Annotated in this window: 19 protein-coding genes; 17 read left to right on the forward strand and 2 right to left on the reverse strand. The window is 43.5% G+C overall.

All coding sequences use genetic code 11. The features are described from left to right. The 4 genes from JMF81_RS01505 (at position 1) to JMF81_RS01520 (ending at position 5,422) form a co-directional block, all read left to right on the forward strand. On the forward strand, positions 1 to 780 hold the full coding sequence (locus JMF81_RS01505) for a YdcF family protein (protein ID WP_201309701.1): 780 nt from the start codon (positions 1 to 3) through the stop codon (positions 778 to 780). 152 nt (positions 781 to 932) lie between these two features. Next, complete coding sequence (locus JMF81_RS01510; protein ID WP_201309702.1) at positions 933 to 3,266, forward strand: cation-translocating P-type ATPase; 2,334 nt, start codon at positions 933 to 935, stop codon at positions 3,264 to 3,266. Beyond that, the gene (locus JMF81_RS01515) at positions 3,238 to 4,713 is read left to right on the forward strand and encodes a HAMP domain-containing sensor histidine kinase (protein ID WP_201309703.1); all 1,476 of its coding nucleotides are present in this window, start codon (positions 3,238 to 3,240) and stop codon (positions 4,711 to 4,713) included. Before JMF81_RS01510 ends, JMF81_RS01515 begins: the two co-directional genes overlap by 29 nt. 1 nt (position 4,714) lies before the next feature. After that, positions 4,715 to 5,422, forward strand: coding sequence for a response regulator transcription factor (locus tag JMF81_RS01520; protein WP_201309704.1), 708 nt, complete (start codon positions 4,715 to 4,717; stop codon positions 5,420 to 5,422). Positions 5,423 to 5,487: 65 nt separating this feature from the next. Here the strand turns inward: JMF81_RS01520 and JMF81_RS01525 are convergent, their stop codons facing one another. Next, positions 5,488 to 6,711 carry an argininosuccinate synthase gene (locus JMF81_RS01525; RefSeq protein WP_201309705.1) on the reverse strand — a complete coding sequence of 408 codons (1,224 nt, stop codon included), beginning with the start codon at positions 6,709 to 6,711 and terminating at the stop codon, positions 5,488 to 5,490. Positions 6,712 to 6,951: 240 nt separating this feature from the next. Between JMF81_RS01525 and argC the strand changes: the two genes are divergently transcribed. The 12 genes from argC (at position 6,952) to holA (ending at position 19,144) form a co-directional block, all read left to right on the forward strand. Continuing rightward, on the forward strand, positions 6,952 to 7,992 hold the full coding sequence (gene argC, locus JMF81_RS01530) for an N-acetyl-gamma-glutamyl-phosphate reductase (RefSeq protein ID WP_201309845.1): 1,041 nt from the start codon (positions 6,952 to 6,954) through the stop codon (positions 7,990 to 7,992). 49 nt (positions 7,993 to 8,041) lie between these two features. Further along, on the forward strand, positions 8,042 to 9,268 hold the full coding sequence (gene argJ, locus JMF81_RS01535; protein WP_201309706.1) for a bifunctional glutamate N-acetyltransferase/amino-acid acetyltransferase ArgJ: 1,227 nt from the start codon (positions 8,042 to 8,044) through the stop codon (positions 9,266 to 9,268). Between the two features lie 32 nt (positions 9,269 to 9,300). Beyond that, positions 9,301 to 10,188: an acetylglutamate kinase gene (argB, locus tag JMF81_RS01540; protein WP_201309707.1), complete on the forward strand. Its 888-nt coding sequence runs from the start codon at positions 9,301 to 9,303 to the stop codon at positions 10,186 to 10,188. A gap of 10 nt (positions 10,189 to 10,198) precedes the next feature. After that, positions 10,199 to 11,395 (forward strand): aspartate aminotransferase family protein, encoded by a 1,197-nt coding sequence (locus tag JMF81_RS01545; RefSeq protein WP_201309708.1) that lies wholly within the window; start codon positions 10,199 to 10,201, stop codon positions 11,393 to 11,395. A gap of 72 nt (positions 11,396 to 11,467) precedes the next feature. Then, the gene (locus tag JMF81_RS01550; protein ID WP_201309709.1) at positions 11,468 to 11,905 is read left to right on the forward strand and encodes a DMT family transporter; all 438 of its coding nucleotides are present in this window, start codon (positions 11,468 to 11,470) and stop codon (positions 11,903 to 11,905) included. An 87-nt stretch (positions 11,906 to 11,992) separates the two neighbouring features. Further along, on the forward strand, positions 11,993 to 12,562 hold the full coding sequence (locus tag JMF81_RS01555; RefSeq protein WP_243282505.1) for a helix-hairpin-helix domain-containing protein: 570 nt from the start codon (positions 11,993 to 11,995) through the stop codon (positions 12,560 to 12,562). A 17-nt stretch (positions 12,563 to 12,579) separates the two neighbouring features. Further along, a complete protein-coding gene (locus JMF81_RS01560; protein WP_201309710.1) occupies positions 12,580 to 13,269 on the forward strand; it encodes a response regulator transcription factor in 690 nt (229 codons plus the stop codon). 28 nt (positions 13,270 to 13,297) lie between these two features. Further along, positions 13,298 to 14,707, forward strand: a complete 1,410-nt coding sequence (locus tag JMF81_RS01565) for a sensor histidine kinase (protein ID WP_243282506.1) — start codon at positions 13,298 to 13,300, stop codon at positions 14,705 to 14,707. Positions 14,708 to 14,716: 9 nt separating this feature from the next. After that, the gene (locus JMF81_RS01570; protein ID WP_201309711.1) at positions 14,717 to 15,235 is read left to right on the forward strand and encodes a GerMN domain-containing protein; all 519 of its coding nucleotides are present in this window, start codon (positions 14,717 to 14,719) and stop codon (positions 15,233 to 15,235) included. Between the two features lie 3 nt (positions 15,236 to 15,238). Beyond that, positions 15,239 to 17,410, forward strand: coding sequence for a DNA internalization-related competence protein ComEC/Rec2 (locus JMF81_RS01575; protein WP_201309712.1), 2,172 nt, complete (start codon positions 15,239 to 15,241; stop codon positions 17,408 to 17,410). 171 nt (positions 17,411 to 17,581) lie between these two features. After that, positions 17,582 to 17,977, forward strand: coding sequence for a VOC family protein (locus JMF81_RS01580; protein ID WP_201309713.1), 396 nt, complete (start codon positions 17,582 to 17,584; stop codon positions 17,975 to 17,977). Between the two features lie 171 nt (positions 17,978 to 18,148). Beyond that, entirely contained in the window at positions 18,149 to 19,144 is a 996-nt protein-coding gene (gene holA, locus JMF81_RS01585) for a DNA polymerase III subunit delta (RefSeq protein ID WP_201309714.1), read from the forward strand. Positions 19,145 to 19,268: 124 nt separating this feature from the next. Here holA and rpsT read toward each other — a convergent pair whose 3' ends face one another. After that, positions 19,269 to 19,532, reverse strand: coding sequence for a 30S ribosomal protein S20 (gene rpsT, locus JMF81_RS01590; protein ID WP_201309715.1), 264 nt, complete (start codon positions 19,530 to 19,532; stop codon positions 19,269 to 19,271). A 199-nt stretch (positions 19,533 to 19,731) separates the two neighbouring features. On the opposite strand from rpsT, the gene gpr reads away from it, so the two are divergent. After that, positions 19,732 to 20,592, forward strand: a complete 861-nt coding sequence (gene gpr, locus JMF81_RS01595) for a GPR endopeptidase (protein ID WP_201309716.1) — start codon at positions 19,732 to 19,734, stop codon at positions 20,590 to 20,592. Positions 20,593 to 20,599: the final 7 nt, after the last annotated feature.

Consider the following 20,599-nt stretch of genomic DNA (forward strand, 5'->3'; position numbering starts at 1 on the left):
ATGAAGACAGGATTCATATCGGATGTGAACCAGATAGCCGGGTTCCTGGCAGAGCGGAATATAGAAACTCTGAGCAGAGAAACCCTGAAGGCAGTGTCTGGACAAGAGCAGGCAGATGCGGTGCTGGTATTTGGAAATGATCTTCCATATACGGCGGAATTTGCGTCTGAAGTATTTAAAAAAGGAATTGCAAAAAAGATGATTTTCTGCGGCGGCATCGGTCATTCCACAGGACGTCTCAGGAAAGCCGTGGGGGAGTCACCTGCATATCCGTGGGATACGCAGGAGCTGGAAGACTTAACAGAGGCGGAAATTTATGCCCGGATTGCCTGTCAGATTTATAAAACGGATCCGGCAGACATTTATCTGGATAAAGAATCCACAAACAGTGGAGAGAATGCAGAAAACGCGCTGAAAATCATAAAGGAGCATGGGATTGGAAAACAGATTTTGATTCTGATTCAGGATCCGCTGCTTCAGAAGAGAGCGTCTGCTTCCCTGAAACGCTATGAGACAGAGAGCCGGATCATAAGTTATGCGCCATTTATTCCCCGGCTGAAGGAAGACGGCGCCTGGCAGACGGAGATAAAAAATTTGTGGAGCAGAGAGAGAATGCTCCAGCTGATTCTCGGGGAGATTTCCAGACTGCGGGATGATGAGAATGGATACGGACCCAGAGGAAAAGATTTTATTGTCCATGTGGATGTGCCGGAACCGGTGATCGGGGCGTATGAGAGATTGAAAAAAGAATATCCGGAGATAGAAAGCGGAGCCAGATAGGCTTCGCTTTTTTGCCTCCATAAGCCCGGAAATCTGTACAGATCCGGTGATATAAGAAATTTGTTTAAAAAAAGTTTAAAAAGTATCAGGAGATTTTTAAATAATTTCTGTTAGACTTTGCGTTAAAAGAAAAAACAGGAGGCGCAGAGCGTATGAAAGAAAACGTATCCGGATTGTCCCTGCAGGAAGTGGAAGAAAGGCGCAGGCAGGGTCAGGGAGAAGGAAAAACAGAAAGTATAACGAAGAAGACATCACAGATCATATATGAAAATATTGTTACCTTATTTAATTTTCTGAACTTTTTGATCGCAGGATTGTTATTTGCGGCAGGCGCATATTCCAATATGCTGTTTATTGCCATTATCATCTGCAATATCTGTATCGGAATCTTCCAGGAATTAAAGGCGAAAAAGCTGGTGGATGAACTGTCTATCTTAAACCGGCCTTCCGTTAAAGTCATACGGGAAGGGAAGGAAGTGCAGATCGAACTGGATGAAATCGTAAAAGATGATCTGATGGTGTTAGAAAGCGGAAATCAGATCTGCAATGACGCGGCAGTTGCGGAAGGGAACCTGGAGGTCAATGAGTCGCTGCTGACAGGAGAAAGTGATCCCATCATCAAAGAAAAAGAAAGTGAGCTTTATTCCGGCAGTTTCGTGATTTCCGGAAAAGCCTATGCCAGAGTGACTCATGTAGGAGAAGAAAATTATGCGGCGAAACTGGCCAGTGAGGTAAAAAAGGAAAAAAAGGTGGCGTCAGAGCTGCTGGGTTCCATGCGGAAAGTAACAAAATTTACCAGTTTTTTTATTCTGCCGCTGGGAATTTTATTGTTCCTTGAGGCATATTTCCTTAGAAATACACCGGCAGATACAGCCATTGTATCCACATCAGCAGCGCTTCTTGGCATGCTGCCAAAAGGACTGGTTCTTCTGATTTCTGTATCACTGGCAGCAGGAGTGATCCGGCTGGCGAAGATGAAGATCCTCGTGCAGAATATATATTCTCTGGAGACGCTGGCCCATGTGGACACTATTTGTCTGGACAAGACTGGAACGATCACAGATGGAAATCTAAAAGTCCGCCGAGTCATTCCCATGTCAGATTTCAATCAGGGAGAGATAGAAGCTCTGGTAAAGTCATATATGGCTGCAAGTGACGACAATAATGCCACATTCCAGGCGTTGAAAGAACAGTTTGCGCCGGAAACGGTTTATTTACCGTCTCATAAAATCTCATTTTCCTCCAAAAGAAAATGGGGAAGCGTAAGCTTTCAGGAAGCAGGAACCATATTTGTGGGAGCGCCGGAACGGCTGCTTGGGGAGCTGCCGGAAAATCTGGAACAGGAGATGGAAAAAGGACACCGCGTAATCGTGATCGGTTATACAGGAAGCGGATGGGATCATGAAGAATCCCTTCCTGAAAACAGGATACAGCCGGTATATGCTGTGGTGCTGGAAGATACCATACGAAAGAATGCCAGGGAAACCCTGGATTTCTTCCGAAAGGAAGGTGTGGATGTCAAGGTGATTTCCGGAGATCATGTAAAGACAGTTTCCATGATTGCGAAAAGAGCTGGATTAAACCGATGGGCAGATGCGCTGGATATGTCGGCTTTGGAAGGAAAGATTGATTATGACAGAATCTGCCGGGATTTTGCTGTATTTGCCAGAGTAACGCCAAAACAGAAACAGGAACTGGTGAAGGCGATGAAACGTCAGGGACATAAAGTGGCAATGACAGGAGACGGAGTCAATGATCTGCTTGCCTTGAGAGAGGCAGACTGCTCCATCGCCGTGGCGGACGGCAGTGATGCGAGCCGTCAGATTTCACAGATCGTTCTGATGGATTCTGATTTTACGAATCTGCCGCAGGTTGTAATGGAAGGAAGAAAAGTAGTGCACAACGTAACAAGAACTGCCGGTGTTTTCTTTATAAAAACGATTTATTCTGTGCTGGCATCCCTGTTTTGTCTCGTGTCCAATGTTCCGTTTCCCTTTATCCCGATACAGATTACATTGATTGATGCTTTTGTGGAAGCATTTCCATCTTTTGTAACGATCCTGGAGTCTGATACAAGGAGAATCCAGGGAACATTTTTAAAGACAGCCCTTTTGAAAGCCATGCCGTATGGAGTGACAGCCGCGCTTATGATTGCACAGATCAGCTGGATGGCACCGTTTACAGAACCGCAAAGACAGACGGTTATGTATCTGCTGTTGATTTTTATTTCTGCTGCTGCGGTCATCAGGAGCTGTATTCCATTTACAAAACTCAGGATAGGAATCTGCACCCTGATGATCATAGGAATCACAGGTTCGCTGATCGTGCTGCCTGGTCTGTTTGAAATTGCTCCGATAACATTCTCCATGGGAGTTTTTGCGGCGGCAGAAGCCTTTGGAACTGTGGCGGCAGTCGCTCTTTTTGAAATGATCCGGAATGGAATTTTTGGAAGAAACTATGGCAAAAGGACAGAACTTCCGGTATGATGAAGAAAAGGACAGGGTAAAGGAGAAAAATATGTCTTTAAAAAAGAGGATGTTTCGCAGCAATATGATGATCTTGTTTCTGGCGCTGTTTTCTCTGATGATGATCATACTGCTTGTGCTGCTTGCATTTGAGGATTCCTTTGAACAACGTCTGGACGCGCTGGAACAGAGGAAACTGGATTCAAATGTTGTACAGGCTGTCTCGGAAATTCAAAAAACAGAAATAGAGAATTTCTCCGGGACACAGCAGAGGCTGAAAGAGTGGGGATATGAAACTGCGGTGATTTCCGGAGGAAAAATAGAACAAGGAAGCAGAAGTGAACAGATGTCAGAACTTTTGGAGGTTACTGCACAGCTGGATTTATCGGAAGAGAAACCGGAAATCTTTTTCCGCCGGAATGTTACATTGATTGCCCAATATCATCCGGAAGGAAAGTATTGTGTGGCTGCGGCGCATTTTCCGAAAGAAGACTGGAAAAAGTCAATGGTAAAAAATTTGTTTCGCCCGTTTTTGATTGCTTTTTTTCTGATCGGCACGGGAGCCATTCTTGTGATTCTCCTTCTGTCTGCTTTTTTTACAAGACGGATGAACCGGGTGGTGATGGAGCCCCTGGAGAAACTGGGAAAAGGAGTCAGACGGATCAAAGACGGAAATCTTCGGGAGGACATTGTATATCAGGGTGAGCAGGAATTTGAAGATGTATGCCAGGTATTTAATGATATGCAGCATACGATCCTTGCGGAGCAGGAGCAGCAGGCCAAAAATAAAAAAGCGAGAACAGATATGGTGGCAGGCATTTCACACGATCTGAGGACTCCACTGACTTCAGTTCAGGGATATATTAAAGGTGTGCTGGATGGGGTGGCGGATACGCCGGAAAAAGAATATCTGTATCTGAAGACTGCTTACGAATCTACAGAAGAGATGAACGTTCTTCTTCAGAAACTTTTTGATTTTTCCAGAATGGAGAGCGGACAGATGCCGTTTCATATGGTTTCTGCGGAACTTGGGGAATTTACCGCAGCCTGTATGGCACAGAAAGAAGCGGTTATGGATTCTAAGCAGGTACAGATTACAATGAAACAGGAACCGGAGTGGATTCCGGAAGTTATGCTGGATGTAGATCAGGTAAGGCGTATTTTTGATAATCTTCTGGAAAACAGTTTAAAATATGCCATGGTCCGGCCGGTGAAAATCCAGATCCGGGTCAGTGAGATAAAAGACTTTGTTTTGCTGGAGTGGAAGGATAATGGAAAAGGGGTTCCGGAAGAAAAACTGGACCGGATTTTCGAACGGTTTTACCGCTGCGATGAATCCAGAAATGAAAAAGGAAGCGGAATCGGACTTTCTGTAGTAAAATATATTATGGAACGCCACAATGGGAAAGTGGCGGCCGAGAATGACCAGGGATTAAAAATACAGCTCTATTTTCCGAAGGAGAGATAAGATGGCGAAGATTTTGATAGTAGAAGACGATAAAAAGATTGCCCAGCTGGAGAAAGATTATCTGGAAAGCAGCGGTTATGAGGCAGATGTCATAGGGGATGGAACACAGGTTATCCCTGAAGTAAAGAAAAATTCCTATGACTTGATTCTTCTGGATCTGATGCTGCCGGGACTGAGCGGTTATGATATCTGCCGGACCATACGGGATGAGATTGATATTCCGATTCTTATGGTAACGGCACGGTCGGAAGCAGCCGATATCATCCGGGGACTGGGGCTTGGAGCGGATGACTATATTACAAAACCTTTCGATCCTTCCCAGCTGATTGCCAGAGTACGTTCCCATCTGAAACGATATGCCCGTCTGACGTCTGACCGGGATACGGGAAGCAAAAATAAGGAAAATCAGGATCAGATTGCTGTGGCAGATTTGATTATAGAACCAAAGACCTGGAGAGTATGGAAAAACGGGAGAGAGATTAAACTGCCTAACAGGGAATTTAAACTGCTTTGTTTTCTGGCGGAAAATCCAAATCTTGTTTTTTCTAAAGAACAGCTGTTTGAAAAAATATGGGGATATGATTATGTTTCAGACGCGGCTACAGTTTCTGTTCATATTAATCGATTGCGGGAAAAAATAGAAGATGACGCAAGAAATCCTCAGATCATAGAAACCATCTGGGGAGCGGGATACCGGCTGAATCTTTAAAAATCAGCAAAGAAAAAGAAACGATGCATTGAGAACGCATCGTTTCTTTTTTATAGATCTGCAGATTATTTCTGGCTTTCCTCAATTTCTTTCATCTTCATAGCGCGAACCTTTAATGGAAGTCCGAACAGAGTGATGAATCCTTCTGCATCATGATGATCATATAAATCACCTGTTGTGAAAGATGCAAGAGATTCGCTGTATAAAGAATATGGAGAAGTAGTTCCGGCTTTGATGATATTTCCTTTGTACAGTTTGAATTTTACTTCACCTGTTACATACTCCTGTGTGGATTCTACAAATGCCTGGATTGCCTCACGGAGAGGAGTAAACCATTTTCCTTCGTATACAACCTGAGCCAGTTTGTTGCCCATATCTTTCTTTACTTCCATGGTAGCGCGGTCTAATACCAGTTCTTCCAGCTGAGCATGTGCTTCCATAAGGATGGTTCCGCCTGGAGTTTCATAAACACCGCGGGATTTCATTCCTACGACACGGTTTTCCACGATATCAACGATACCGATTCCATGTTTGCCGCCCAATGCGTTCAGCTTACGGATAATATCAGACACTTTCATCTTTTCACCGTTGATGGAAGTAGGGATACCTTTCTCAAATGTCATGGTAACGTATTCACCCTCATCCGGAGCTTTTTCAGGAGAAACTCCAAGAACCAGAAGGTGATCATAATCCGGCTCGTTTGCAGGATCTTCCAGCTCCAGTCCTTCATGGCTGATATGCCATAAGTTGCGGTCGCGGCTGTAGCTCTGGTCAGCAGAGAATGGAAGATCGATGCCATGTTCTTTGCAGTATGCAATCTCAGATTCACGGGAATCCATGTTCCATTTGTCATCTCTCCATGCAGCAATGATCTTTAAGTCCGGAGCGAGAGCTTTGATACCAAGTTCAAAACGGATCTGGTCATTTCCTTTTCCGGTTGCGCCGTGGCAGATCGCAGTAGCGCCTTCTTTTCTTGCGACATCAACCAGTGCTTTTGCGATTCCAGGACGAGCCATGGAAGTTCCGAGCAGATATTTGTTTTCATATACAGCGCCTGCCTGTACGCAAGGCATAATATAATCATCGCAGAATTCATCTGTGATGTCTACAATATATAATTTGGAAGCACCGGAATATTTTGCTCTTTCTTCCAGTCCGTCCAATTCTTCTTCCTGTCCGCAGTCAACACAGCAGCAGATAACTTCATAATCATAGTTCTCTTTCAGCCAGGGAATGATGGCTGTAGTGTCGAGTCCTCCGGAATACGCTAAAACAACTTTTTCTTTCATCTTATATATCCTCCTAAGTAAATAAGTAATTGTCTGTCTAATAATATACGTGATATGAGCGGGTTTTGCAAGGACTTTTTTCATTTTGAATGAATATTTATTGGAAAAGAATGAATAAAACGAAAAATAAATGTATATTTATGCAAAACTATTGCATATTTTCAATTTCAGTTGTATACTTAGGAACAATTGATGATAAATATATGAAGAAAAACTAAAGAAAGTGCAGGGATGAGAAATATGATAAAAGCAGGAATCATTGGATCTACCGGGTATGCCGGCCAGGAGCTGGTAAGACTGCTGATGCAGCATAAGGATGCGGAAATTGTCTGGTATGGTTCCAGAAGTTATATTGATCAGAAATATTATGATGTGTTTCATAATATGTTCGAAATCGTAGATGACAAATGTCTGGATGATAATATAGAAGAACTGGCAGAGAAAGCGGACGTTGTATTTACCGCAACACCTCAGGGACTGTGCAGTTCTCTTGTATCAGAAGATGTTTTGTCTAAAACAAAGATTATTGATCTGAGTGCGGACTTCAGGATCAAAGATGTTAACCGTTATGAGGAATGGTATAGATTAAAACATCAGAGTCCGGAATTTATCAAAGAGGCAGTATATGGACTGTGTGAGATCAATCGTGAAGATATTAAAAAGGCAAGGCTGATCGCCAATCCGGGCTGCTATCCGACATGCTCCACGTTATCCATTTATCCAATGGCGAAAGAAGGACTGATTGATATGAACAGTATCATCATCGATGCAAAATCCGGTACTTCCGGAGCAGGACGAGGAGCAAAGGTAAACAATCTTTACTGTGAAGTCAATGAAAATATCAAAGCGTATGGAGTTGCGACCCATCGTCATACGCCGGAGATTGAAGATCAGTTAAGTTATGCGTCAGGAGAAAAAGTCGTATTGAATTTTACTCCGCATCTGGTGCCGATGAACCGGGGAATCCTGGTGACCGCTTATGCGAATCTGAAAAAAGAAGTGTCTTATGAAGAAATTAAGGAAATTTATGATTCTTATTATAAAGAAGAAAAATTTGTAAGAGTTCTGGAAAAAGATGTCTGCCCGGAAACCCGATGGGTGGAAGGAAGCAACTATGTAGATGTAAACTTTAAGATTGACCAGAGAACGGGACGCATTATTATGATGGGTGCCATGGATAATCTTGTAAAAGGGGCGGCAGGACAGGCTGTTCAGAACATGAACCTGATGTTTGGTCTGGATGAAGCAGAGGGACTGGAATTAGTTCCGATGTTCCCGTAAAAGTTATAAGATAGGACAGAAAATGAAATACAGAAAGGAATCATAGAATATGAAGATAATCGATGGAGGAGTTACCGCTCCAAAAGGTTTTCTGGCAGCAGGAATCCGTGCAGGTATCAAACCGGGAAGTGAAAAAAAGGATATGGCCATGATCTACAGTGAACAGCCGGCTGTCCTTGCGGGAACTTTTACAAGAAATATTGTAAAGGCAGCACCGGTTAAGTGGGATCAGAAACTGGTAAAAGAACAGGAAGCTATTCGGGCGGTTGTCGTAAATACAGGAATCGCCAACGCCTGTACCGGGACGGAAGGCTATGAAAATACGCAGGAAGAAGCGGCTCTTGCAGCCGGACTTCTGAACCTGAAACAGGAAGAAATCGCCATTGGCTCTACGGGAGTCATCGGGCAGCAGCTGCCAATGGATATTATTAAGGAAGGAATCCATCAGCTGGTGCCAAAGATTGCTCATGACCGGCAGAGCAGCCGGGATGCGGCAGAGGCAATCCTGACAACAGATACAAAGTCAAAAGAAGCCGCTGTTTCCGTTGAGATTGACGGCAAAGAAGTAATCATAGGGGGCATCTGCAAAGGTTCTGGCATGATCCATCCAAATATGGGCACAATGCTTGGGTATATCGCAACAGATGCAGCCATTGATAAAGAGCTGCTGCAGGAACTGCAGAAAGAGATCGTAGAAGATACATTCAATATGATTTCCGTAGATGGAGATACTTCCACAAATGACACCGTTCTGGTTATGGCAAACGCAATGTCAGGCTGTAAAAAGATACAGGAAAAAGACAGAGACTATGAAGCATTCAGGGAAGGTCTCCTTTATGTAAACCGGGAACTGGCCAAACAAATTGCCGGAGATGGAGAGGGATGCACCAAGCTGTTTGAAGTTCACGTAGAAGGTGCGGATACGAAAGAGAATGCCAGGATCCTGAGTAAATCTGTTGTAACTTCAAGTCTTACCAAAGCGGCGATTTACGGAAAAGATGCCAACTGGGGAAGAATTTTATGTGCACTGGGGTATTCTGGAGTAAATTTTGATCCGGAAAAGGTAGATATTGCTTTTGAAAGTGCTGTGGGAACGATCGATATCGTAAAAGATGGAATCGCGGCAGATTACTCAGAAGAAGAAGCAACAAAGATTTTATCAGAAGAGAAAGTAACAGCAAAGATCCATGTCCACAATGGAGAAGAAGAAGCAACTGCATGGGGATGTGATCTGACACATGATTATGTCAGCATCAATGCAGATTACAGATCATAAAAACTGAAAAAAGAGAAAGAAGGAGAAAAAAGATGAATCAGGCAGAACAGATTGAACAGTCCAAACAGAAGGCGGAAGTACTAACCGAAGCACTGCCATATATCCGCCGTTTTAATAATTGTTATGTTGTTGTAAAATACGGCGGAAGCGCAATGAAAGATAAAGAACTGCAAAAAAGTGTAATCCGGGATGTGGCATTGCTGAAACTGATCGGAATGAAACCGATCATAGTCCATGGCGGCGGAAAAGAGATCAGCAAATGGGTGCGCATGTCAGGAAAGGAACCGGAATTTTATCATGGACTTCGCGTGACTGATAAAGATACCATGGAAGTAGCGGAAATGGTATTGTTTAAAGTAAATCAGGAACTGGTTGCCATGATGGCAGAGGCTGGAGTCAAAGCCGTTGGGCTGTCTGGAAAAGACGCGGAGATGATCCATGTCACTAAAAAAGAAATGCCGGGCAAAGATCTGGGATATGTGGGAGAAGTAAAATCTGTAGATACAGAGCTTCTGGAAGCTCTTATTGAAGATGATTTCGTGCCGGTTATTTCACCGATCGGACTGGGAGATGACTTTGAGCCATATAATATCAATGCGGATGATACAGCCTGTGCGGTGGCTTCTGCGCTGAACGCGGAAAAACTGGTATTCCTGACAGATATCGAAGGAGTCTTTGTAGATCCGGAAGATAAGTCCACACTGATTTCAGAAATGGATCTTGCCCAGGCAAGAGAATTTATCGAAAAAGGTGTTGTAGGAGGCGGAATGCTTCCAAAACTGCAGAACTGCATTGAAGCCATTGAAAAAGGAGTTGCAAGAGTCCATGTGCTGGACGGACGGGTTCCTCACTGCCTGCTTCTGGAGTTCTTTACGGAAAAAGGTGTAGGAACGGCAATCCTGAAAGAGCCATTATTCTAGGAGGCACATTATGAATCAGAAAGATTATATTGAACAGGGAGAAAAATACATATTAAAAACCTACAACAGGTATCCGGTGGTGCTGGAAAAAGGAGAAGGCGTATATTTATACGACGCAGAAGGAAAAAGATATCTGGATTTTGGAGCAGGGATTGCTGTATTTGCTCTCGGGTATGGAAATAAAGCTTATAACGATGCGCTCAAAGATCAGATTGACAAGTTGATCCACACATCCAATCTTTTTTATAATATCCCGGCAGTGGAAGCTGCGAAAAAGATTGTGGAAGCATCCAAAATGAAAAAAGTATTTTTTACAAACAGTGGAACAGAAGCCATTGAAGGGGCGCTGAAAGTTGCAAGAAAATATGCCTATAATAAGGATAAGACAAAAGATTACGAATTTATTGCCATGGATCAGTCTTTCCACGGAAGAAGCCAGGGAGCGCTGTCTGTTACGGGGAACGCCCATTATCAGGATGGATTTATTCCAAAGGAATTTCGTGCTGTCTTTGCAAAATTCAATGATCTGGAAGACGTGAAATCCAAAGTTACAGATAAAACATGTGGAATTATCTGTGAAGTGGTACAGGGAGAAGGAGGAATCTATCCGGCAGAACCTGAGTTTCTTAAGGGGCTTAGGAAACTTTGTGATGAGAAAGACATTCTGCTGATCTTCGATGAAATTCAGTGCGGCATGGGAAGATGCGGGTCCATGTTTGCTCATGATCTTTATGGAGTAAAACCAGATGTTATGACACTGGCAAAGGCTCTGGGATGCGGAGTTCCGGTAGGAGCGTTTGTTGTCAATGACAAAGCAGACGGAGCGCTGGTGCCGGGAGACCATGGAACAACATATGGAGGAAATCCTTTTGCCTGCGCTGCCATCAACGCGGTATTTGAGCAGTTTGAGGAAAAGAAAGTGCCGGAGCATGCCAAAGCGGTCGGAGAATATCTGTGGGATCAGCTGGAACAGCTCAAAGACCAGTATGATTTTATTTCCGGCCACAGGGGAATTGCTCTGATGCAGGGGCTGGAGTTTGTTCCGGAAAAACCTGCGGGAGAGATTGTAAACGCCGCGTTGAAAAAAGGACTCATTCTTATGACTGCGGGAAATAATGTCATAAGATTTGTACCGCCTCTGGTCATCGAAGAAAAAGATGTAGATGAAATGATCCGGATTTTAAAAGAAATCCTGGATGAGGCATAGAAGGAAATTGAATAGAAAAAGCTTTCATGGAAAAACTAAGGGTAATATAGTTTGAAATGGAGGCTTTTTTCTATGTTTGGATTTATAATCGCGCTGGTTTCCGGTGCGCTGATGAGCATTCAGGGAGTCCTGAATACAGAAGTGACAAAACAAAGCAGCACCTGGACGACCAGTTCTTTTGTTCAGTTTACAGGTTTTCTGGCATGCATTTTAATCTGGGCGGTGACAGAACATGACAAGAGCTTTTTAATGCTTGCAAAAGTCCATCCCAGATATCTCCTGCTGGGCGGTGTGATTGGAGCCGCGATTACATTTACTGTCATTAAAAGTATAGGAGCTCTGGGACCGGCACAGTCTGCGATGCTGATCGTGGCGTCTCAGGTCATTGTTTCTTATCTGATCGAGGTGTTTGGGTGGTTTGGAGCAGAGAAAACAGGCTTTCAGTGGATCCGTCTGATTGGTGTGATTTTGTTTGTTGCAGGCCTTGTAATATTTAAATGGAAATCGTAAATATCTCTTGTAAAGTATTATTATTTTCGTTACAATAGTAAGAGATTTACATGTTCAAAGCTCTTTGCAGCGACCGGGAGGTTAACGTTGTTTCAAAGAGTCCGAACCATATTTTTAATATTGATTTTGATGTTTACTGCACCAGCGGGGTGCTCTTCCGGCCATCATGTGGAAGTGTCGCAGGATACGGAAGCGGAGAAGAAGGGAAGCACGGCCAAAGCAGAGAAGAAGATCGTGATCTATATCTGCGGGCAGGTGAAACATCCGGGAGTTTATGAATTTTCTGCCGGTGACAGGATCGCGGCAGCTGTGAAGGCGGCAGGAGGCTTCACTTCAAAGGCGTCCTGGGAGAGCGTCAATCAGGCGGAGAAGATGAAGGACGGACAGCAGATTTATGTTCCGTCAGAAGAAGAAGCGAAGGAACCGTCTTCGCAGAATGCGGCGGAAGGTGCGGGGACTTCTGCCGGAAAAGTCAATATCAATACGGCAGGCAGAGAGGAGCTGATGACTCTCTCAGGAATTGGAGAATCGAAGGCTGAGGATATCATTGCTTACAGAGAGGAACATGGTCCTTTTTCAAAAACCGAGGATATTATGAAGATACAGGGAATCAAGGAAGGAATATACAACAAGATTAAAGACAGCATTACAATATAATAATAGAGGTGTAAGAAATGAAAAAGGTTTTAGTGGTTGATGATGAAAAATTAATCGTCAAAGGGATTAAATTCAGCCTGGAACAGGATGAGATGCAGGTGGATTGTGCCTATGACGGTGAAGAAGCATTAGAAAAAGCAAAAGCGAATACATATGATATTATTCTTCTGGATGTCATGCTTCCGGGGTTGTCCGGATTTGAAGTATGCCAGGCAATCCGTGAGTTTTCCAATGTTCCGATCATTATGCTGACCGCAAAAGGTGAGGACATGGATAAGATTCTTGGACTCGAGTATGGGGCAGATGACTATATCACGAAGCCTTTTAATATTCTTGAGGTAAAAGCGAGGATTAAGGCGATCATGAGGAGAACCGCACATCATGATGCGCCGGCGGAGGAGACACCGAAAGTTGTGGAATACAGAGGCCTTAAGATCGATTGTGAGAGCCGAAGAGTCCATGTTCACGGGAAAGAGGTGAATCTCACCGCAAAAGAATTTGATCTGCTGGAACTGCTGGTGTTCCATCCGAATAAAGTATACAGCCGGGAGGATCTGCTGAATACCGTATGGGGGTATGATTATCCTGGAGATGCCAGAACTGTGGATGTGCATATCCGAAGACTCAGGGAGAAGATAGAAGCGAACCCGGGAGTGCCGGATTATGTACATACGAAGTGGGGGGTAGGTTACTATTTCCAAGGATAAGAAGAGATGGAAGAAGCGGTTTGCCTATTTGGGAAGCCTGCAGTTTCTGATCTGCATTTCAGTTCTTACTGCTTCTGTATTTATTGCTGTCCTGTTCAGCAAATTTTTGAATGACGGATACAGTGAGAAAGCCTTTAATCAGAAGGTAGACAGTGTGGAAGCGCAGTGCAGATGGCTTGGCAATCAGGTTGTAGGGGTGGATTTTATTTTGAATGACAATTCCAATACCCTGTCGTCCCAGACTAATGACCTGGCTGCAAGTATGAATGGGCGGATCATTATCATCAAGAAGAATTATAAGATTATTAAAGATACCCATACGGATTTTCAGGGGAAATATTTCCTGAATCGGGATGTTCTGCGGATTATGAAAGGAAAAGAAGAACGGGTTGTCAATGAAAAAGGCAATTATATTGAGATCATGTGTCCGATTTATTCCGCAGGATCAGAGGGCGGTGAGGTGCTCGGAGTTGTGATTGCCACAGTTCCGCGGGAGGATCTTATGGCCGCGAGCATAGAGATGAATCAGCGCAGGAATATGCTGCTGGTGGCATTTATTGTTTTCGGACTGGCATTTGCGATGGTTGTCAGCTATCTGCTGACAAAAGATCTGAGAAAGATCCAGAAAGATGTGGACTTTATTGCCATGGGGCATGAAGATGAATCAATTGAAGAAACAGGATTTCTTGAGATTCGAAGAATCGTATCCCGGTTCAATGAGATTCTGACAAGGATGCAGGTGCTGGAAGACTCCAGGAAGGAATTTGTGTCCAATGTCTCTCATGAGCTGAAGACGCCGATGACGTCTATGAAAGTGCTGGCGGATTCCCTGCTGCAGCAGGGGGATCAGGTTCCGGCGGAATTATACCGGGAATTTATGTCAGACATGGTAAAAGAAATTGACCGGGAGAATGTCATCATATCGGATCTGCTTTCCCTGGTGAAAATGGATAAGAAGGCGTCAAAACTGGAGATTTCCAATGTTGATATCAATGAACTGCTGCAGATTATCATGAAAAGGCTGAAGCCGATCGCGGCCCAGAGAAATATTGAGCTGATTTTCGAGAGTTTTCGGCCGGTAACCGCAGAGATTGATGAGGTAAAACTGACACTTGCGCTGTCCAATCTGATTGAAAACGGAATTAAGTATAACAAGGACAATGGATGGGTCAGAGTCAGTGTAAATGCCGATCATAAATACTTTTATGTGAAGGTTGCGGATGCAGGAGTCGGCATTCCGGAAGATTGTCAGGACCGTGTGTTTGACCGCTTTTACCGTGTGGATAAGGCAAGATCCAGAGACACGGGAGGTACGGGTCTTGGACTTGCAATCACGCAGAATGCGGTGCTGATGCATAAAGGTGAGATCAAGCTATACAGCAAGCTTGGTGAAGGAACAACGTTTACTGTCAGAATTCCGTTGAAATATAATGCGTAGGAGGGAGTCATGAAGAAAAAGATTGGGTTTATCTTCTTGTGCTGTCTGTGTTTTGCGCTGATATTTGGCGGATGCGCCGGTCAAGATAAGAAACAGACCGACAGCAGCGAAGAAGGAACGGCAGTTTATTATACGAATGAGAGCGGAACCCGTCTGATTCCTGTGAAAAAAAAGCTGGATCTGACGTCAGATGACCCTCAGGAGAATGTGAAGACTATGCTGAAACAGATGAAAAATGTTAATGATGATGCGGAATATAAGTCTGCGATACCGGATGGTGTGATCATTAACAGTGCCGCAGTGAGCAACAACATCGTTGCGGTGGATTTCTCGACCGGATATAATAAGCTGGATGAGAATGAAGATCTGATCTGCAGAGCAGGGATTGTATATACGCTGACGCAGATAGACGGTATTAATTATGTATCGTTCAGTGTTTCAGGGAAGGCAATGCTTGATACCGATGGAAAAGCAATCGGCGCGTTGGGACGTGACAGCTTTGTGTTTGGAGAACTGCCGATGGAATAAAATATGAAAAAAAGACCAGTTGTGTTATTTTTTGCCGGATGTGTTTCCGGCATGGCCGCTGTCTGGAATGAGGAAATTCCAGCGGCGGTTTTTTATTGTCTGGGAGGAGTGATTTTCTGGGGGCGGCAGATCCTCCGGGACCGGAGATATCTGATCGGACTGCTGGGAATGGCCATAGGGATGCTTCTTCTTTTTGCTCAAAGGCATACGGCAGAGCAGGAAATCCGCATGGTGGAGAAAAAGGCCCCGAAGGAAATATCGGGAGTGGTCCTTAAAAGTTCACAGACAGAAAGGAGCATGGCCTATCTGATTCAATGCCAGGGGTGGGATGGGAAACTTCTGCTTTATGATACCAGCAATGCAAAGGTGCGGACAGGAGATTGGATTCAGGCAGAGACCAAAGTAGAAATCCAGGAGAAAGCGGGAAATCCGGGGCAGTTTTCTGCCAGAAATTACTATTTTGCCAGAGGAATTTATTACCGGGGATTTGCAGAAAGAATTTATGTGAAGGGATACAGGAAAAATCCGCTGGAAAATGTTTTGGAAAAATCCAGAGAATGGATGAAAGATCAGATTCAGGAGCAGTACAGTAAAGAGGAGGCAGGGCTGATCCAGGGGATGCTTTTAGGCGATAAGAGCCTTATGGAAGAAGAACAGAAAGATGATTTTAAAGAAAGTGGTCTGATTCATCTTCTGGCAGTCTCCGGACTGCATATTTCTCTGGCAGGAAGAAGCATTTACCGGATTTTAAGGCGGATTGGAGCTGGATTTCTTTTAAGTTCAACTGCAGGTTTTTTCACAGCCCTGTATTATGGCATGCTGACAGGAGGTTCTGTTTCCTCCATCCGGGCTGTCCTTATGCTGGGAATTTATTTTTTGTCACAGGTTCTGGGAAAAAACTATGATCTTTTGTCGTCTGCCTCTCTGGCCGGCAGCCTGATCCTGATCAGGAATCCTCTGTACTTTGGCGACACAGGTTTTTTGCTGTCCTTTTGTGCGGTGATCATCATCGGGTGCATCGGACAGGAAACAGGGAAAAAGAAGAAAGTGTGGGGAAAAGTCTTAAGCCGTATTGTATTTCCTTTAAAACTTCAGATGGGAATGCTGCCGCTTATGATTTATCTTCAGTATGAAACGCCAGTGTTTTCGTTTCTGGCAAATGCGGCGGCGGTTCCGGCGGCGTCTGTGGGATTTGCCATGGCGCTGGCTTTTGTGTGGCTGCCGCCCCTCTTTCTTCATCGGTGGATCCAGGCTTTCTTTTGGGCTGTTCTGAAGATTTCGCAGATCAAATATGGCATGATTACCATAGGACAGGTTCCGTTGTGGTGGGTCGCGGCAGGATATATCGTATTTTACCTGGCAGGAAAGAAAAAAGTGAAAATGCCTTTCTCTGTCCGCGTTGGTGTGATCTATATGGGAATCCTGTGCATGACGGCAGTGCCGGTGATGAGACCAAAGACCATAGCGTTTCTGGATGTGGGACAGGGAGACTGCATGATGGCAGAAACAGCAGGAGGAATGATCCTGGCAGACGGTGGAAGCAGCAGCGTTAAGAAAACAGGGCGGTACCGTATGCTTCCATACCTTAAGAGCCGGGGAAAACAAAAAATCAAGATTGCGGTCATTTCCCATATGGATGAAGATCATTATTCGGGAATACTGGAACTTTTGGAGATGGGCCGGATTGAATATCTGGGGCTTCCGGACGTTCCCCGGGATGCGGCTTATGAGTCGGTAAAAACAGCAGCGGAAAAAGCAGGAACCGTCATATTTCTTCTGGCAGAAGGCAAAGTGATCAAAGGAGCGGATTTTTATCTGAAAGTCCTGCATCCGCCGGCCGGAAGCAGCCTGGAAAAAAATGCGGCATCTCTCGTGCTGCAGGGAAATATCAATGGGAAAAGAATCCTTCTGACAGGAGATGTTGAAAAAGAAGGGGAGAAAGAATTATTGAGAAAGGAACTAAAACAGGCGGATATTTTGAAAGTGGCTCATCACGGATCAAAAAATTCTACATCAGAAGAATTTCTGAGTCTTGTAAAGCCGGTACATGCGGTCATTTCCTGCGGAAAGGAGAATCGTTACGGGCATCCTCACAAAGAAGTGACGGAAAAAATTTTAAAATACAACAGCAGAATACACAGAACAGACAAAGAAGGCGCGGTTATTTTTTGGTAGATTTTTTTATGAACAGGTAAAAAATTTCAATTTAATTGTGGAGAACAGAAAAATAATGATAAAAATAAAAGAGAATCTATTGCATTTTCCACAATGCATGTCTATAATAAAGAATATAATCTTTGTTTTAAAGAAAAAATCTTTGAAATAAACAAAAGGAGGATGTTTTAAATGTTTAATTTACCAATGGATCATATCGGACTTCACTGCAGTGATGTGGAATTGAATGCAAAGTGGTATCAGGACGCAATGGGATTTAAGGTTGCAGGAAAATTCCCGGGAAAAGGCGGACATAATGTCTATTTTCTGGAGAACCCTTCTGACGGAAAAATGTATGAAATTTCTCAGAGGGATCAGCTTCCGGGAGGAGCGACTACAAGAGTAGATCATATTGCGTATCGTTCTGAGGATCTGGAAGCTGATTATGCTTACTGTAAAGAAAATGGATATAAAATCGTATCAGACGGAATCGAATTAAGTCCGAATTTCTGGGAAAAAGGATCCCGCTGTTTTAAGATTGAAAGCCCATGCGGTGAAGTAATTGAAATCTGCCAGAAAGTATCATAATAATGATATTTTCAAAATAAATACCCGTCCGGCCGGTCTGCGGAAGAATTTTCTGCGGATCGGCCTTTTTTGGCAGTATGAGCCAATGATTTTTTTTTAACGGCTGCTGGACGTTCTCTCTGGGATGGGGTATACTTAGGAAAGCAGAAAGAAAGAGCAGGCATAAAAGCAATGAAAAAGATATTAGAACATATAAAAACAAATACATATCCCAGGTTTTATCTGTTTTACGGCAGTGAAAAATACATGATCGCTCAGATGAAAAACCAGCTGAAAAAGGCGCTGGTTTCTCCGGAAGATACAATGAATTATTCTTATTTTGAAGGGAAAAAAGCAGATGTGGAGGAGATCGCGGAACTGGCAAAGACGCTGCCGTTTTTCAATGACCACCGCCTGATCATTCTGGAAGATACAGGGCTTGGAAAGAAAACCAATGAAGATTTCCTGGAGCAGTTAAAAGAATGCGCAGACACAACTGTAATGATTTTTATTGAAGATGATGCAGACAAACGTTCTAAAATTTATAAATTTCTGTCGAAGGAAGGACATGCGGTATCTTTTGAACCGGCAAAAGATGCAGAACTGATTCGGTGGCTTCAGTCGCTTTTAAAAAAAGAAGGGAAGCAGATGTCATCTTCCGTGATCCGAAGTTTTTTAAACCGCTGTGGATCAGATATGTTTACATTGAAAAATGAACTGGAAAAACTGATTTCTTATACAGGAGAGCGGCAGGACATTACGATCAGAGATCTGGATGAACTGACCTCTTCTCAGACAACCAATCAGATTTTTGCTATGCTGGAAGCGATTGCAAGAAAACAGAGAGATAAAGTGCTGGGATTATATTATGATTTGATTGAACTGAAAGAGTCGCCTTTTGGAATTCTTGCTCTTTTGGTCAGACAATGCAATCAGCTGATTCAGGTAAAAGACCTGACATCCAGGAATTCATCCAATGCGGCCATGGCAAAAGCAATGAAAGTACCGCCGTTTGTGGTGGGGAAATTAAAGGATCAGGCGAAATTGTTTCGCATGGAAACGCTTTACCGGATGACGGAAGCCTGTGCCAGAACGGATGAACAGATTAAGAACGGACGGATCAACGACCGGGTCGGAGTAGAGCTTCTCCTGATAGAATTCAGCGGGAAAGAAGCAGAAATCGGATAGGAGAAGTTTCGTTTTCCTTTTTTGCTGGGGCGCTTCGGCCGGCGGATGATACAAATAAAAAAGAAGCCTGACGGTTGGCTTCTTTTTTTATGGGTTAATGATTTGTTTTATATCTATATTCGAATTAAGCTACTTTGTTTACAGCTTTTGTCAGACGGGAAATCTTTCTGGAAGCTGTATTTTTGTGGTAGATTCCTTTAGAAGCTGCTTTGTTGATTTCAGCGATGCATGCTTTTAATGCGTCTTCAGCTGCTGCTTTATCAGCTGCTGCGATGGCTGCTTCTACCTTTTTCACATAAGTTTTAACTTTAGATTTGATTGCTTTGTTTCTTGCTGTTTTTGTTTCGATTACTTTAATTCTCTTTTTTGCAGATTTAATGTTTGCCAATGTGGGCACCTCCAATATGATAACATTCTTTTTATTTGATTCGTTTCGTGATTCATCTATAGCGAGACACGGTTTAAGCCATAGACAAACATACTGTTATATCTTATAGAATTCCGGTTTTTTTGTCAATATCCTGATGGGAAAAAATACATAAATTATTGAAAAAAATACAATACTAACTCAAAAAAAGGAGGCAGCTATGCAGAATCGAACCGATCTGGCTCTGGAACTGAAGGAAGATGCAAAGGAAAGTTCCTTGTTATCCGGAATTGCGGTTACCACAAGGATTGACGCTTCTCATCATATCAAGGAGACGAAGATTACCATTAAAAATAGAAAAGGAGAAGAAGCCCTTGGAAAACCAAAAGGACAGTACATTACGATTGAAACAAAAGATTTGTCGAGAAATGATCAGGGATTTCATAGGGAGATGAGTGATGCGCTGTTTTCTAATTTGAAAAGCATGATCTCAGAAGACAGCAAAATTCTTGTGGCAGGACTGGGAAACGCGGGAGTTACGGCGGATTCCCTGGGCCCGAAAGTCGTAGAAAATCTCTATATTACCCGGCATTTGAAAAAAGAAGGGATGATAAAAGAAGCGAGAGAGTTAAGCGCTATCGCGCCAGGAGTCATGGCGCAGACTGGAATAGAAACCAGCGAAATTTTAGAGGCCCTGGTAGAAAAAACAAAGCCGGATGTTATGATTGCTATTGACGCACTGGCAGCCAGAAGTTCCAAACGTCTGAACCGAACCATTCAGATCAGTGATACAGGAATCGCTCCGGGATCCGGAGTAGGAAATCACAGGAATGAGATTACCAGACATACAGTAGGAATTCCTGTGCTGGCTATCGGAGTGCCAACGGTAATTTCTGTGCCGGCGATTATCAATGATCTTCTGGAAGAGGAAGAACAGGAGACAGCTTATAAGAAACTGGATAAAGAATTTATTTCCATGCATGTTACGCCTAAAAATATTGATGAATCTATAAGAAGGATCAGTTATACGATCTCAGAAGGAATTAATCAATTGCTGCATATTCGTGAAAATCGTGAATAGAATGAAA

The sequence above is a fragment of the Anaerostipes butyraticus genome, from assembly GCF_016586355.1.
GTDB lineage: Bacteria > Bacillota > Clostridia > Lachnospirales > Lachnospiraceae > Anaerostipes > Anaerostipes butyraticus.